The 12,444-nt window shown below is 47.0% G+C and carries 12 protein-coding genes; 7 read left to right on the forward strand and 5 right to left on the reverse strand.

Going from position 1 to position 12,444, the window contains the following annotated elements:
• Positions 1-42: 42 nt before the first annotated feature.
• From B0X70_RS01170 to B0X70_RS01185, 4 genes are all read left to right on the forward strand, one after another.
• Entirely contained in the window at positions 43-2,778 is a 2,736-nt protein-coding gene (locus tag B0X70_RS01170) for a fimbria/pilus outer membrane usher protein (protein WP_246593405.1), read from the forward strand.
• Between the two features lie 121 nt (positions 2,779-2,899).
• Positions 2,900-4,261 carry a hypothetical protein gene (locus B0X70_RS01175; protein ID WP_217470692.1) on the forward strand — a complete coding sequence of 454 codons (1,362 nt, stop codon included), beginning with the start codon at positions 2,900-2,902 and terminating at the stop codon, positions 4,259-4,261.
• 131 nt (positions 4,262-4,392) lie between these two features.
• Complete coding sequence (locus tag B0X70_RS01180; RefSeq protein WP_217470693.1) at positions 4,393-4,884, forward strand: CaiF/GrlA family transcriptional regulator; 492 nt, start codon at positions 4,393-4,395, stop codon at positions 4,882-4,884.
• Between the two features lie 99 nt (positions 4,885-4,983).
• Positions 4,984-5,370 carry a hypothetical protein gene (locus B0X70_RS01185; RefSeq protein WP_217470694.1) on the forward strand — a complete coding sequence of 129 codons (387 nt, stop codon included), beginning with the start codon at positions 4,984-4,986 and terminating at the stop codon, positions 5,368-5,370.
• 38 nt (positions 5,371-5,408) lie between these two features.
• On the opposite strand, the gene spoT is transcribed toward B0X70_RS01185, so the two are convergent.
• From spoT to gmk, 3 genes are read right to left on the reverse strand one after another with little or no spacing between them, the layout of a single operon-like run.
• Positions 5,409-7,526, reverse strand: coding sequence for a bifunctional GTP diphosphokinase/guanosine-3',5'-bis pyrophosphate 3'-pyrophosphohydrolase (gene spoT, locus B0X70_RS01190; RefSeq protein WP_036813825.1), 2,118 nt, complete (start codon positions 7,524-7,526; stop codon positions 5,409-5,411).
• A gap of 17 nt (positions 7,527-7,543) precedes the next feature.
• Complete coding sequence (gene rpoZ, locus B0X70_RS01195; RefSeq protein WP_011144672.1) at positions 7,544-7,819, reverse strand: DNA-directed RNA polymerase subunit omega; 276 nt, start codon at positions 7,817-7,819, stop codon at positions 7,544-7,546.
• Between the two features lie 54 nt (positions 7,820-7,873).
• Entirely contained in the window at positions 7,874-8,497 is a 624-nt protein-coding gene (gene gmk, locus B0X70_RS01200; RefSeq protein ID WP_046395304.1) for a guanylate kinase, read from the reverse strand.
• 173 nt (positions 8,498-8,670) lie between these two features.
• Between gmk and B0X70_RS01205 the strand changes: the two genes are divergently transcribed.
• Together B0X70_RS01205 and B0X70_RS01210 are read left to right on the forward strand one after the other, a co-directional pair.
• The gene (locus B0X70_RS01205) at positions 8,671-8,811 is read left to right on the forward strand and encodes a type II toxin-antitoxin system HicA family toxin (RefSeq protein ID WP_336246302.1); all 141 of its coding nucleotides are present in this window, start codon (positions 8,671-8,673) and stop codon (positions 8,809-8,811) included.
• A 31-nt stretch (positions 8,812-8,842) separates the two neighbouring features.
• A complete protein-coding gene (locus B0X70_RS01210) occupies positions 8,843-9,280 on the forward strand; it encodes a type II toxin-antitoxin system HicB family antitoxin (protein WP_217470696.1) in 438 nt (145 codons plus the stop codon).
• Between the two features lie 240 nt (positions 9,281-9,520).
• On the opposite strand, the gene B0X70_RS01215 is transcribed toward B0X70_RS01210, so the two are convergent.
• The gene (locus B0X70_RS01215; protein ID WP_246593406.1) at positions 9,521-10,306 is read right to left on the reverse strand and encodes a hypothetical protein; all 786 of its coding nucleotides are present in this window, start codon (positions 10,304-10,306) and stop codon (positions 9,521-9,523) included.
• A 926-nt stretch (positions 10,307-11,232) separates the two neighbouring features.
• Positions 11,233-11,625: a hypothetical protein gene (locus B0X70_RS24945; protein ID WP_246593407.1), complete on the reverse strand. Its 393-nt coding sequence runs from the start codon at positions 11,623-11,625 to the stop codon at positions 11,233-11,235.
• A gap of 205 nt (positions 11,626-11,830) precedes the next feature.
• Between B0X70_RS24945 and B0X70_RS01225 the strand changes: the two genes are divergently transcribed.
• The gene (locus B0X70_RS01225; protein ID WP_217471811.1) at positions 11,831-12,229 is read left to right on the forward strand and encodes a hypothetical protein; all 399 of its coding nucleotides are present in this window, start codon (positions 11,831-11,833) and stop codon (positions 12,227-12,229) included.
• Positions 12,230-12,444: the final 215 nt, after the last annotated feature.

The raw sequence follows: 12,444 nt of genomic DNA on the forward strand, positions 1-12,444 counted from the left end.
ATTAAGTTGAATATATTTAAATAAGAGATGGCGATTTTAACAATGAAAATGTTAATTCCGGTGATAAGCTGCCGTTTAGAGCGACCGCCTATTTATCATCGTGTAAATCAAAATATTTCTATTTCTCTGGCGCTATCAAAGTGTCCGGTGAAATTGCGCCTTTCTCTGGTTTTCTGTCGGATGGTGCTGGCGTTTCTGACTGGATGGAGTGCTCAGGCGCTAGCGCGTGACTATTTTGACCCAGCCTTATTGGACTTTGGTTCGAATTCAGGGCAAACGGTGGATTTATCACAGTTTGAAACCGCCGGAGGTCAGGCGCCTGGGACTTATCGTGTTGATATTTACGTGAATGGCACTTTTTTTGATTCACGGGATATTACGTTCCAGCGTCATGGCGACAGCGAGCTGGTCCCGGTGCTTACTCCAGATTTGTTAGATATGGCCGGTGTCAATATCAGCGACACACCGGCACTGAAAACCTTGCCGGTGGATAAGCCGATAGGGAGTCCGTTAGGTAAATTGATTCCTCAGGCTACGGCCCGCCTGAACTTTTCCCAGATGCGGTTAAATTTGAGTATACCCCAAATAGCGATGAAGCCTTCAACCAATGGTCAGGTTGACCCGAAATTATGGCAAGAGGGCATCCCGGCTTTTATATTGAACTACAGCGTTAATGGCAGTCAGAATCAACGCTCGCAATTTGGTAATAAACAGACTAATCAGAGCCTGTTCGGTAGCTTCAATTCTGGATTGAATCTGGGGGCCTGGCGTCTTCGTAACACGGCGACCTATTCTTATAGTACCCAAACTTATAACCGGTATGACTCACTCAATGACGCCATGAAAAAAACCACCCAATCCCGGCAAAGATGGAACTTCCTGCAAACCTATTTGCAGCGGGATGTGGTGGCGTTACGCAGTGATCTGACGATAGGGGATACTTCCACCGGCAGTGTGGCGGGGCAGGTATTTGATGGTTTCCCCTATCGTGGGATTGGGCTGGCCACCAGCGATTCGATGATACCGGGTAGGCAGAGTGGTTTTGCTCCGATTATCAGCGGGATAGCTAAATCTAACGCGCAGGTGACGGTGACACAGAACGGCAGTGTGATTTATCAAACCAATGTCGCGCCAGGTCCATTTCGGATCACCGATTTGGTGGGCAGCAGTACCGGCGGGGATTTACAGGTAACGATCACCGAGGCTGATGGTACTCATCATGGGTTCAGTCAGGCTTATTCTAGCCTGCCGATGATGTTGCGGCAGGGGCAATTCAAGTACGAAGCGGCGGTAGGGCGCTATCACACTAGTGGGTATAGTAGCGGCGGGCGTAAGCCGGTGTTTGGCATGGTCTCAATGATTTATGGTCTGCCCGGCAACGTCACATTATATGGTGGTGGTTTGGTAGCGCAATCGTACCAGTCCGCAGCGCTGGGGACCGGGCTTTCCCTTGGTATGATGGGGGCGTTATCCGCGGATATCACCACTTCTCGGGCGCGGTTGAAGAATATGGCTGACATTCAGCGCGGAGAATCTTACCGGGCCAAGTATTCGAAAAGTATGCTGACCTCCGGCACGACAGTGGATTTAACCGCGTACCGCTATTCCACCCGTAATTACCTTAGTTTTTCCGATGTCAATACCCAAGGTTACAGTGTTTGGGGGGAGCTTCCCTCTTGGATGTCTCAGCGACGTCGTAGCAGCTGGCAAATGAGATTGAGCCAGTCATTGCCGGGTAACTATTCCCTGTGGCTCAGTGGTCAGCGGGATAACTACTGGGGCAGTTCTAAAACTAACACCACCCTGTCGATGGGATTGAATGGTTCTTTCTACCGTGTGGGCTGGGGGCTTAATTACAGCATCGATCGCATACGCGGCAACGGCGACTGGCCCGAGAACCGACAAGTTTCATTGAACGTCAACATTCCTCTGAGTCTGTTTGGCTCTTATGCGGCTCTGAACAATGCGTATGCCAACTATAGCTTGTTCCACGATAGCACGGGGCGCGGCAGTAACCAGTTAGGTTTGGGCGGTTCATTGCTGGATGACAATAGTCTGTCCTGGAGTGTATCGCAAAGTCAGGCTAATAAAGGGCAGGGAAACAGCGGGTCAGTATCAATGGGATACAGTGGTTCCCTTGGGCAGGCCAGCTTGGGATACAACTACGATTCATCGGGAGGGCGGGGTGTGAACTACGGGGTTAGTGGCGGATTGATCGCCCATCAGCATGGCGTCACGTTGGCATCGCGTATTGGTGATGCCGCGGTATTAGTGCGGACATCGGGGGTTGGCGGTATTCGTGTGATGAACTCCAACTCGATTACGACTAATCACTGGGGATATGCGGTGGTGCCTTATGCCCAGACGTACAGCCGTAATAGTATCAGTTTAGATCCGTCATCGCTGCCGGAAGGGGCTGACATGGCACAAGGCAGCAAGAACGTATTCCCGACCAAAGGGGCGGTTGTGATGGTGGATTACCCTGTACGTATCGGGCAGCAATTGCTGATGAATTTGCTCTATCACGGTAAGCCGGTACCGTTTGGGGCAATGGCGGGGCTTAAAGGGGATACAGCAACAAATCTGGCGGCGATCGTCGGGGAGGGTGGACAAGTGTACCTGAGTGGTATGCCCCCTAGTGGGGTACTCAAAGTGAAGTGGGGCAGCGCGCCGGACAGCCAGTGCGAGGTGGTGTTTAACCTGGGGCCGCCGCCGGTAAAAGCGAAGCAAGATAAGAGCTGGAGCCCCATGAGGCAATTGAACGAAACCTGCCGTTAAGATGAAGGTAAGGTGTTGTGGGTCTGCATAGATAACTTAATGCGGAAAGCCATAGTTATTAGAGGAAGAGGAACCGCTGAAAGGTGGATGTAATCTGGCCGGGATGGGGGGAGATCAACGAATGAAAATTTCTAATATGGCAACTGGGAAGTTACTCCCGGTTGGGCAGCCGATGAATACGAAGAAGATGTTTATTAACAAGCTAAAACAGGATATTGGTTGGATGGTGGTTCATTGTCGCTGGTGGTCGATGCCGATATGGGTGGGGATGATATGCCTATCCGTGGGTATTTTTTCTTCTCCCTCAGTGTTTGCCGATCAGTCCCGAAATTGGAATGCTGATGTAGCTTTGAAAGCTTTGGGGCCTGAGCGGATGGTAAAACGGAGTGATGGAGTCATCAATTACCCGGCAGCGGGTAAAGCGACCTTAGATCTGTTTCAAATTCATAGTATGAGGGATATGGTGCCTCGTACAACTTCTTATGATCAGAGAAATCTGAATCAGGTCCGGTTCCAGCTCAGAGCTAGTGGGGAAATTTTTAAAGTCCCGAAAGTGGTCTCAGGCAGTTACGAATGTACAATTATAGCCAAAACTAAATATTCTAGATGGATTAAAGATAATGATCCACATATACAGGGAACAGGTATTCAACACCTTACGGTGAATCTTGATAAGCCATACCCTAATGAAAATCTTTCCGACTCAGTACAGATCAAGCCGGAAAATCCTAATAGTGAAGCTGATGATGATCTTGTACATACAAGAATAAGTGACCTCTATTTTGACGTGTCTTGTCGTGGGGTAAATTTTTCCTGGCAGCGAAACCCTGATGAAAAAGTCGAATTTGATAGTGACGATAACTCACCAATTTTGAGTGTCTTAATTAATGGCGAGGAGCTTATGTCGTGGTCCAAACCAAGTCTTCCGCCTATCAAAGACCCGGTAACAGTACTGGACCCGCCGGTTTGTGGTTTAGATGCTGGTACAGGTGGTAACCATTCGGAGGCAGTGAATTTTCATGAGGCGCTCCGGTCGCCCGGTCCATATCCGATACAGCTCCCAACAGGGGGATTCCACGAGGATTACGGTGTTGCATTTTTTAATATGCGCATTACATGTACTGTAAGCGATAAGAAGAGTGCCGGAGGCGTGGCCACTTTGCAGTTTTCCGCCCCACAGCTAGCTGATAATAATGAAAGTATCGTAGTGCCTGGCTTCGATGACGCGTTGAGGATAAAAGTGACTCCGAACAAGATAGGTGGGAATACTAAGCTGGCGGCGTCAAACGCGATGGGTAGGCCAGTAAAATTGGGTCCTCCAACTAACCCGGCTGATGTTCTGTACTTTACTGTGGGTGATACGCCAAACATCTATTTATCTGAAAACCAATTCAATGTGCAACTTTGGCAAGTAAAGGCGTTAGACCCTGGTACTTTTGGTGAATTTCAGGCCACTATGAACGCAACGTTAGTCGTACGATAACGCCTACGATGGCAGGGTATTTAAATATGGCATGGTGGCTTAGCCGCCTAAGTGCTTCATCTCAATAAATCACACTATTTCATTTCTCATGTGGTAACCGATCGACCAGTTAGTCACCAGGGGAGAGTAAAATGACAATCAATGTTAATGATTCAATGGCGCTTCAAATGAGCGGCAGTCAGGCTGATTTGCCCGGAAATCAGACTATTACTGGCAAGCAGAGTAATCATGGGACTTTTCGTCTGCCTGTCTGCTTGTCTCATTTGAATGATACACCGTTGTACATGGCGGTCGCGTATTGGGGGTTATTGAAGGGGCGAGGATTTACCAAAAGTGAAATCAGTCAGGTGTTTCGGGTGTCGGAACGCCGGGCAAGGGATGTGATGAATTATATCTACAATGAGCGGAGTGATGTGATTTCCTGTGAAAAAGTCTTCTTTCGTGAAAAACACGGGAGTCGGCGTCTGATGTTGATTGTCACGGCAGTCGCTAAACCTATGCCTCAGAGGAACCAGACACTGGCGACAAAAACGGTGAAGTCGACGCATTCCCGGACATCATCACAGATTAATCATATGCGTAGTTGGTTTTTGCAACGCGCTAGCGGTCCGTTTATCTCTTAACGGTCTGTTTATTTCTTATAAGAGTATGACACAGGTGGCTGTCTGGCGGGATATGGTGGAGGATGCGTTTTTATCGATTCTGTGGGTGATGCCTTATGGATGCTGATAAGCCGAGTGGTATTGGTTATCAGCATCGTATTGTTCACTGTCTGTGGGCTGTTATTGGGTAACAAAGTTCGCTACTCCCGGTATCCCCGTATGCTGCTAGCGTATTGGTACCGGGCATGGATCTTGCCGCTATTGTTTATTGCTGTTGGGCTGGTGTTAATGTTTGGCGTGGAGGGTGAGGGGTGGTTAGGTCGCATACTGGATGAGGTTGATTCCGTATTGATGGGTCTATTCCTTGATTATCAGCATGATGCGCCGCCGGCTTTGTATCCGGCGACGTCATCGACAGTGGTCTCTTGTGGGGCGGCGGTGGAAAGCGCTGTTGGCTATTCACCGGTTGATCCGCACGGGCTGCCCGGAGTTGAAAAGAATAATTAAAACCAGATCCCCTGAGCGACGAGGGGAGTCTGGCCGGTTTAGTTTCTGTTACGGCTGACTCGCATCACATCCGGCATAATGCGGATTTTGCGCATAATGTTGGCTAACTGGATGCGGTCCTTGGTGGTCAGCCGGATAAAAGCGCAGTAAACACGGCCATCTTTCTCTTCTGTGTTCATGCTCTGAATATTGGAGTTTGCCGCGTTAATCGCGGCGGTCAGATTTGCCAGCGCCCCTTGATGGTTAAACATATCCACTTTTATTTCAGCAATAAAATCACTGCTAACATCTTTATCCCACTCTACCGCCATAAATTTCTCCGGCTCTTTCTGATAGCCGCGAATATTACGGCAGGATTCATGGTGGATAACCAACCCTTTGCCGGGGCTGATATGGGCGATAATCGGGTCGCCGGGGATCGGCCGGCAGCATTTGGCGAAAGTGATCAGCACACCGTCAGCGCCTTTGATCGGTAATTTACGTGCTCCGCTGTTATTGCTACTGGTGCTTGCGCTGCTCTCCTGCGCGCCTAGCAGGTTGCGGGCGACGACGATACTCATGGTATTGCCAAGCCCGATTTCAGCCAGCAGATCCTCTATTGTCGCGAGTTTCATTCTCGTCAACTCTTTATTGATATTTTCCTGTGGAATATCAACCAGCTTTTTCCCATTGCCCAACGCGTGATTTAGCAGGCGGCGACCTAGCCCAATCGAATCTTCCCGCTTAAGGTTTTTTAGCAATTGACGAATTTTGGCGCGCGCTTTTGAGCTGACGACAAAGTTTAGCCAGGCGGCGTTTGGCCGAGCGCCCGGCGCGGTAATAATCTCAACTGTCTGGCCGTTGGTCAGCGATTGCGATAATGGATATGGCTGGCGATCAACTCGCGAACCAACACAGGCATGACCAATATCGGTGTGTACGGCGTAAGCGAAGTCAACCGGGGTAGCGCCCGCGGGTAATTCCACAATGCGCCCTTTCGGGGTAAAAACGTAAATCTCATCAGGAAACAGATCAGATTTAACGCTTTCAATAAATTCAAAAGAGTTGCCGGCGCTTTGTTGTAATTCCAGCAGGCTCTGCATCCAGCGTTGTGCGCGAACTTGCGCGGCGGTGCTCGACTCTTTCTGTTCCTTGTAGGCCCAGTGTGCCGCGACGCCCATTTCAGCCATTTGATCCATATCTTCGGTGCGAATCTGGATTTCAACCGGTACGCCGTGAGGGCCAATCAGAGAAGTGTGCAAGGATTGATAGCCGTTGGCTTTAGGGATGGCGATATAATCTTTTATTCTGCCTGGACGGGGTTTATACAGGCTGTGCATCTGCCCCAAAACGCGATAGCAGATATCAACATTGTTGACGATGACCCGAAAGGCATAGATATCCATAATGGAATGGAAACGCTGCTCTTTGAGGTGCATTTTCTGGTAGATAGAGTAGAGATGTTTTTCCCGCCCGCTGACTTTGCACTCAATATGGGCTTCGGCTAGTCTGCCTGCGATTTCAGACAGAATTTTCTGGATCATCTCTTTACGGTTGCCACGGGCCGCTTTTACCACCTCTTTGATAACCCGGTAACGGTTAGGGTGAAGGGCCTCAAACCCAAGCTCTTCCAACTCGGTTTTCAGATGGTGAATACCCAGACGATGAGCCAAGGGGCTGTAAATCTCTAACGTTTCCCGGGCGATACGACGGCGTTTATCTGGACGTAACGCCCCGAGAGTACGCATATTATGGGTACGGTCTGCCAGTTTGATCAAAATGACGCGGATATCCTGCACCATCGCCATGATCATTTTGCGGAAGTTCTCCGCCTGCGCCTCTTTTTTATCGCGGAAATTCAGCTTATCAAGCTTGGAAACCCCCTCAACCAACCCGGCGACCACCGGGCCGAAAGGTTGGGCGATATCTTGAAAGGTGGCGGGCGTGTCTTCAATAACATCATGCAATAAAGCGGCCATCAGTGTTTCATGGTCGAGACGCATTTCGGCCAGAATACAGGCGACCGCGACAGGGTGCGTAATGTAGGGTTCGCCACTGGTGCGGGTTTGCCCGTCATGGGCATCCCGCGCGACAGTGTAAGCCTGCTTGAGGAGTTCAATTTGACTCCCAGGCAGATATTTTTGGATAAGCAGATTCAGGCTTTCGAACAGATACAAGGCAGACCTACCGTAGATTAACGACGACTTTCCGCGATAGCGGAAACCGCCTGCATTTCCGCGGCTTCCTGCTCTTGTTGTTCCTGGCGCTCACGGACATCCAGGATCTTACCGTTAATCAGCCCCTCTTCCACTTCACGCAGAGCGATAACCGTCACTTTATCGTTCTCTTCCGCGACCAGCGGGTCTTTACCGCCTGTTTGCAGTTGACGCGCTCGACGAGCGGCGACCAACACCAGGTCAAAACGGTTACCAATTTTTTCTACAGCGTCTTGAACAGTTACGCGTGCCATATGTGTGCGACTCCACAGGTAAAGAAATGACTGGGCATCATACTGAAATTGGGTTCAGTCTGCCAATAATTTGCTGATTAAAGCATCATGCCGTTGCGCCTGGCGCTCCCGATGCAGGCGTTCTGAACGGATGATGGTGTGTAGATCGGCCAATGCAGTATTGAAATCATCATTAACGATTAAATAATCATACTCGTTATAGTGAGCCATTTCTGCAACGGCTTGCTCCATACGTTTTTCAATAACGTCTTCACTGTCCTGCCCCCGGCCACGCAGACGGCGACAAAGCTCTTCCTTCGACGGCGGCAGGATAAAAATGCCGCGGGCAGATGGCATCTGTTTGCGGATCTGCTGTGCTCCTTGCCAGTCGATATCAAGAAAAACATCCACCCCACTGGCAAGCGTTTCTTCAATCACTTTCCGGGATGTACCGTAATAATTATCAAAAACACGGGCGTGTTCCAGAAATTCATTATTATCGATCATCTGGCGAAAGGCTTCTTCGGTGATAAAAAAATAGTGTTCACCATGATTCTCACCGGGGCGCATTGCACGTGTGGTATGGGAGACAGAAACCTGAGTATCATACAAAGGTTGAGTTTTTAATAAAGCCTGAATCAGACTTGATTTACCCGCTCCGCTTGGCGCAGAGACAATATATAACGTGCCTTGGATCATGATGGTGTCTTGGTTGATTGGATAACAATAGCAATGAAGCAGAATAAAATTCTTTTACAGTATACACGTACCTGCTTATATGTGTCGCGTTGCCGATGCATTTCTGCCGAAATTTTGTTGGCGAAGGATTGCTAATGGGTATTTTGTATCGTTAGGAGGTGACTTCTCAAGGAGTGCTGATAGAAAAGGCTAGGGGTGGAGGAAGCCACCGAAAGGTATCTATAAATGGTAAATCGTCGGTTTTCCCCGATCATGGCTCCAAAGAGATCCCTGAACCATTGAGGAAGAAAATAATGAAGGATCTGGGGCTTTAAGTTCCGGTTATCTATCTTAAAGAGAGGTATTATGTTTAATTATCCGATAAAACTAGAATATGACGAAGCGACAGGAAGTTATGTGGCTAGTTGTCGTGATCTTCCCTTATTCAACTCAGTAGGTGACTCAGTTGATGAAGCTCTTCTCGAATCTATTGATGGGTTGGTTACGGCTATTGCTATAGAAATTGACAAACGTCGGCCTATACCTGAAGCATCCCTGTTGGAGGCAGGTGAATATGTTGTCAGTCTCCCTATTCTGGTCGCAATGAAAGCGGCATTGCATAATGCAATGATAGAGACAGGAACACGCAAAGTCGATCTTGCTCGACGATTAGGGCAAAAGGGGCCACAGATTGATCGGCTTCTTGATGTTGAACATTCATCAAAGGTTGAAGTTGTTGAATTGGCCTTGCATCAGTTAAATAGAAAGTTAGATATAGCGGTTAATACTACATTACATCATTAAATAAAATATCACATAAATTGAGATATTTTGCGAATGAAAGTAATTGAAAGAGTAACATGAACAAGTAAGCGGATAATATGATTAAGTGTGAATGAATTAGAAAATCAGTATAATAACTGGAATTAAATATTATGATATTTCAGATTAATAGCAAATAAGATGAATTATAACTCGGTCTATTATCTGTATTGCTTGGATATTCAACCGGGGATTGCTCCCCGGCTGTTTTATTAATGATCTTTATTGATTATTGCTATCCGCTTTTCTCTTCCAGGGGAGATTATCTGGGTTATCATGGGGGGCTGACTGCTTCTGGTTAGCACTTTCCGCACTAGTCGGCCTCATGACAGCCGGGTCTTTAAACTTATCATTTGGATTATCGTCTGGTGGCGTCCAGAAAGCGACATTATGAATCCAATGGCATTTGTCTTGCATCTCAATTGACGGCACCCCGTTTGCCCACTCACTTTCCCACTCAAATTTCTCTTCGGGTTTACGTTCCCATGAGAATCCGGCCCCTCGGCAGTTTGCTGTGTAAACCAGGTCTGTTATGCTGGATTCCATAACATTTTGGTCCCCCTGGAACCAGTGGATCTTATGATTTACAACGGCAGCATCCGTATAAAGGTCTACTGTGGCTTCGCCGGGCGCGCCATCTTTACGCTTGGCAGTCATCTTACAGTAATACTTACCTGTGATCACATGTGGAACCTTGAAGATTCTGTTTTGCGCTCTAACCCAAAACATGCCGTCTTTTAACATCAAATCTCCGGTCGGCGTTGGAAACTCATGATCGATTACTGGCGGAAAGACATTCGGTAAGTTAGTGGACCCTCTTGCCGGGTAATGAACCGGCTTACCTTGGTTGTCTTTCCCATTGATGATTGGTTGCCCGAGAGATTTGAATATGTATTCTGGTATCCAGGCAGGAGTGGCAGGGTATATTGGGTCTGGTGTTGGTTTCTTGGGGCATTTAGTATCGGCCAATACCGAGGTGGAAAAAAGCGCCCCGATAGACACGCACATCACCCATACCGGCCATCGTCGATTTCGGCCAACACTCTGCTTGACGCTGTTGATGAACGTTTTTTCAGTATTCATCGGATATTCTGACGGGGATTGTTCCCCGGTTGGTATATTAAAAATTTTCATTCTCTGTGATAACCCTGTCCCGGCCAGATTGTATTGGCCTTTTAAGGGTACTCCTTCTTTAAATGATTATTTTCTGCATCGGGTTATCCGTGCAGGCCAACATTACAGATTGCATTCATATAAGGGTATTGCAGGAACTTATGTTTGAGGAGAAATCGTCTGGATTCATATTACCCTCCTAAATTTAAGGTTGTAGTGGATTAACCTTTTTACCCACAGGGGAGCCTGTACCGTAAAACTAAACCCCTTGCGGATTACGCTGATTTTCTATTGCGACTAACAAGACATAAATAAGTTTAGCAACTCTTTAAAAAAAAGATAATAGAAAAAGCAAAAGATTAGAAAAATGTGATAACGAAAAGTTATCAACCGATAACTATAGTTTATCGCTAAAGTGGATTGTTAATGATGGTTGCTAAGATTGTTTTTCACAAATAAATGATAAGAGTGATAATAATGAGATTTAAATAGAAGAATTTAATCGGGATTTACATCTTTATGGCTATTATTACGTGAACGAGTAACTTAATTAACTAATAACCTATTGTCGGGCTGGAAATAAGGTGTTGTTAAGTTGTTTTCGTAATTTACGTTCTATATGATTTATAAAATATTAGTTATTTTGGGGTTTTTGACCTTTATTTGGCAGTTGATTTTGCTAATAACAGTGGGAGGGGGAGACGATATTTTAAATGGAATAAACGATAGGCAGAGCCGAGTGTTATGGCTCTGCCTTGGTTTTAGTAACAATATTGAGTGTTTAACCGGGGATTGCTCCCCGGCTGTTTTGTTAACGATTTTTATTTATTGCCGCTATCCGTACTAGTCGGTCTCATGACGGCCGGATCTTTAAACCGATCATTCGGATTGTCGCTTGGTGGTGTCCAGAAAGCGACATCATGAGCCCAATTGCACAGGTCTTGCATTCTAATTAACAGTGCTGGGTTGTCCCAATCACTTTCCCATTCAAATTTCTCTTCGGGTTTACGCTCCCATGAAAATCCAGTCCCTTTGCAGCCTGCTGTGTAAACTAGGTCTGTCACATTAGATTCCAGAACGTTTTTGTCTCCCTGAAACCTGTGGATGATCTGATTTGCGACGACAGCATCCGTCTCAAGGGTTGCTGTGGCTTTCCCGGTCGATCCATCTTTACGTTTGGCAGTCATCTTACAGGTATACTTACCTGTTACCACATGTGGCACCTTGAAGATTCCGTTTGGCGCTCTAATCCAAAACAGGCCCTCTTTTAACTTTAAATCTCCGGTCGGTGTTGGAAACTCATGATCGACTACTGGCGGAAAGATACCTACTAAGTTAGTGTACCTCCTTGCTGGGTAATGAACCGGCTTACCTTTGTTGTCTTTCCCATTGATGATTGGCTGCCCGAGAGCTCTGAATATGGATTCTGCGTCCCAGGGCGGGCTAGCAGGGTATATTGGGTCTGGTGTTGGTGCACTGGGGCATTTTGCAGCGGCCAATACCGAGGTGGAAAAAAGCACTCCTATAGACACACCCATCACCCATGTCGGCCACCGGCGTATTCGGCCAACATCCGGCTTGACTCTGTTGATGAGTTTTTTTTCAGTATTAATCGGATATTCTGACGGGGATTGTTCCCCGGTTGGTATATTAAAAATTTTCATTTTTTGTGATAACCCTGTCCCGGCCAGATTGCATTGGCCTTTTAAGGGTACTCCTTCTTTAAATGATTATTTTCTGCATCGGGTTATCCGTGCAGGCCAGCGCCAACGTTACAGGTTGCATTTATATAAGGGTATTGCTGGCACTTATGTTTGAGGAGAAATCGTCTTGATGCATATTACCCTCCGAAATTTAAGCTTGTATTGAATTGACTTTTTTACCTACAGGGGAGTCCGTTAACAAAAACTTAATCCTTTTTGGGTTAAGCTGATTTTCTATCGCGACTAATAAGACATAAATAAGTTTAGCAACTCTTTAAAAAAAGATAATAGAAAAGGCAAAAAACGAAAAGAATGTGATAACGAAAAATT

Origin of the sequence: Photorhabdus akhurstii, from assembly GCF_019090985.1 — a bacterium.
Taxonomy (GTDB): Bacteria; Pseudomonadota; Gammaproteobacteria; order Enterobacterales; family Enterobacteriaceae; genus Photorhabdus; species Photorhabdus akhurstii.